The 2,858-nt window shown below is 67.3% G+C and carries 2 protein-coding genes; one reads left to right on the forward strand and one right to left on the reverse strand.

Translation table 11 applies throughout. From position 1 onward, the window contains the following. Positions 1–815, reverse strand: an 815-nt coding sequence (locus tag QZ609_RS26085) for a hemolysin family protein (protein WP_295501286.1), incomplete at its 3' end; no start/stop codon positions are given. A gap of 379 nt (positions 816–1,194) precedes the next feature. On the opposite strand from QZ609_RS26085, the gene QZ609_RS26090 reads away from it, so the two are divergent. Beyond that, on the forward strand, positions 1,195–2,858 hold a 1,664-nt coding region (locus QZ609_RS26090; protein ID WP_295501289.1), incomplete at its 3' end, for an endo alpha-1,4 polygalactosaminidase.

Here is a 2,858-nt window from a genome sequence, read left to right on the forward strand (position 1 = left end):
GACTCTTCCGACAGGATCTGCTGCAGGATGTCCTTGGACGCGATAAAGCCGAGCACCGAGTCGATATCGTCGTGGCAGACCAGGTATTCCGCATGCGGCTGGCCGACGATCTTGCGCTTGAGCGATTCCAGCGGTTCGTCCAGCGTGAAGTAGACGATGTCGTCGCGCACGGTCATGACCGAGGTGACGGTGCGCGATTCCAGCTCGAACACGTTCTCGATCATGGTCAGCTCGTGCTCGCGCAGCACGCCGGCCTCGGCGCCGGCGCCCACCATGGCGGTGATGTCTTCGGTGGTGATCTGCTCGACGCGGTGCGTCGGCACGCCGAACAGCTTCAGGAACAGGTCGGCCGCGCCGTTGAACAGCCAGACCACCGGGCGCAGCACGCGCAGGCAGGTCTGCATCGGCCCGATGATGGCCAGGGCGAAGCGCTCGGGATAGAGCACCGCCAACCGCTTGGGCAGCAGGTCGGCAAACAGGATGAACAGCCCCGTCACGATCATGAAGCCGACGATGTTGGCGATGCGTTCGGCGCGGGCCTGCGGCAGCCAGTCGGCCAGCCAGACGGCGAGCGTGCCGGAGACCTGCGCGTCGCCGATGATGCCCGCCAGGATGGCGACCGCATTCACGCCGATCTGCACGACGGTAAAGAAATTGCCCGGCGCATCCTTGAGCTGCAGGATGTGTTCGGCGCCGGCGTCCCCGTCGTCGGCCAGCGTCTGCAGGCGGGTGCGGCGCGAGGCGGTGATGGCGATTTCCGAGGCGGAGAAGAAGGCGCTGATGAGGATCAGCGCGACCAGAACGAACGCATACATAAGATTTCCGTAAGAACCTGCGCCCGCGTGCGGCGTAAATCGGCGATGGGCGTTGTGCCGGGGCAACTGCCGGCGGGCGCCGAGTGACCGATCCATCATCGTGGAGCCGCGCTCGCTTTGTCAAACCGCAGGATGGGCGGGCAAATATAAACAAAGGTTTATGCCCCCCTCCGTGGGGCGGGCGTCCGGAAGGGGGTTTGTCGCGTAAACTCGCCGTCGGAGCGCTGACCGCCCCTGATCGCACTGCGGGGCCTGGCTAGACAGGCCGCGATCAAGGAAGGCGGGTGCATCCACAGGACGCGCGGCGGGAGCGCGTCCATCAAGGCGTCGGCGCAGACCGGCCTAACAAGTGCACTACGTTGCATAGGAGTTGCTTTCCATGTGGTCAACAAGCCGCCAACAGCGGCGTGCCGCGGGGGAACGGGGAAAAACGGCAAGTGTGTGGAAATGGCTGGCTGCGCTATGCGCGGCGTCAGCCGTTGCCATGCCCTGCAGGGCAGTCGCCCAGCAGGCGCCGGGTGCGGCCGGCGAGGGGTTGCCGTCCGCGCAAGCCACCGTCGTGGGTGCGCCCAATATTGCCTGGTACTACGGCGACAAGCCGCCCGTGGCACAGCTGCGTGCCTTCGACGTGGTCGTGGTCGAGCCCGATCATGGTTTCGAGCCGGCGCAGTTCAAGACGCCCAAGACCCAATGGGTCGCCTACGTGAGCGTGGGCGAGGTCACGCCCGACCGCCGCTGGTACAGGGACCTGCCCCGCGCCTGGCTGTCCGGCCGCAACCAGGCCTGGGCCTCGCGCGTGATCGACCAGGCCCAGCCCGAGTGGCCAGCTTTCTACGTCGACCACGTCATCAAGCCGCTGTGGGACAGGGGCTACCGCGGTTTCTTCCTCGATACGCTCGATTCGTACCAGCTCGTCGCCAAGGACGACGCGGCGCGCGCGGCGCAGGAGGCCGGCTTGGTGCGCGTGATCCGCGCCATCAAGGCCCGCTATCCAGACGCCAAGCTGATCTTCAACCGCGGCTTCGAGATCCTGCCGCAGGTGCACGACCTGGCGTATGCGGTAGCGTTCGAATCGCTGTACCGCGGGTGGGACCAGGGCGCCAAGCAATACAGGGAAGTGAGCGACGCCGACCGCGACTGGCTGATGGCCCAGGCCCGCAAGATCCGCGACGAATACCGCCTGCCCGTGATCGCCATCGACTACTGCCCGCCGGCCGACCGTGCCTGCGCGCGCGAGACGGCCAAGCGGATCAAGGCGCAGGGCCTGATCCCGTACGTGACCGATCCGGAGCTGTCGACCATCGGGGTGGGGCGCATCGAGGTGCTGCCGCGCAAGGTGCTGATCCTGCAGGACCGCGACGTGCGCGCCACCATCGACACCAGCGAGGGCGTGCGCTTCGTCGCCACGCCGCTCAACTTCCTCGGCTACGACGTCGAGTACGCCGACATCAACCAGCCGTTGCCCGCCGCCGTGCCGCCCGACCGCTATGCCGGCGTGGTGGTGTGGGTCAACACTAGCCCGATCAAGCAGGTCAGCGCGCTGTCGTCGTGGGTGCGCCAGCGCATCCAGGACGGCGTGCATATCGCCTTCATGAACCAGTTCGGCCTGCCGGTGGACGGTGGCATGGCCGACCTGCTCAAGCTGCAGCTCGTGCGCGGGCGCGCCACCGGGCCGCTGACGGTGGTGTCGCAAGACAAGATCATGGGCTTCGAGATGGCGCCGCGGCCGGAGCGCCGCGAGGCCCAGCCGATCCAGGTGGGCGCGCATGGGCAATCCCTGCTGCGCCTGAAGTCGGGCAGTTTCGAATTCGACGCCGCCGCCATCACCGAGTGGGGCGGCTACGTGCTGAACCCGTACGCGGTGTTCTCGATGGACAGCGTCGAGCAGGCGCGCTGGGTGGTGCAGCCGATCGAATTCCTGCGCCGCGCGCTGGCGCTGCCCGACATGCCCGTGCCCGACGTGACCACCGAGAACGGCCGCCGCCTGATGCTCGTGCACGTGGACGGCGACGGCTTTGCCTCGCGCGCCGAGTTTCCCGGCCC

Origin of the sequence: uncultured Ralstonia sp., from assembly GCA_913056305.1 — a bacterium.
Lineage (GTDB): Bacteria > Pseudomonadota > Gammaproteobacteria > Burkholderiales > Burkholderiaceae > Ralstonia.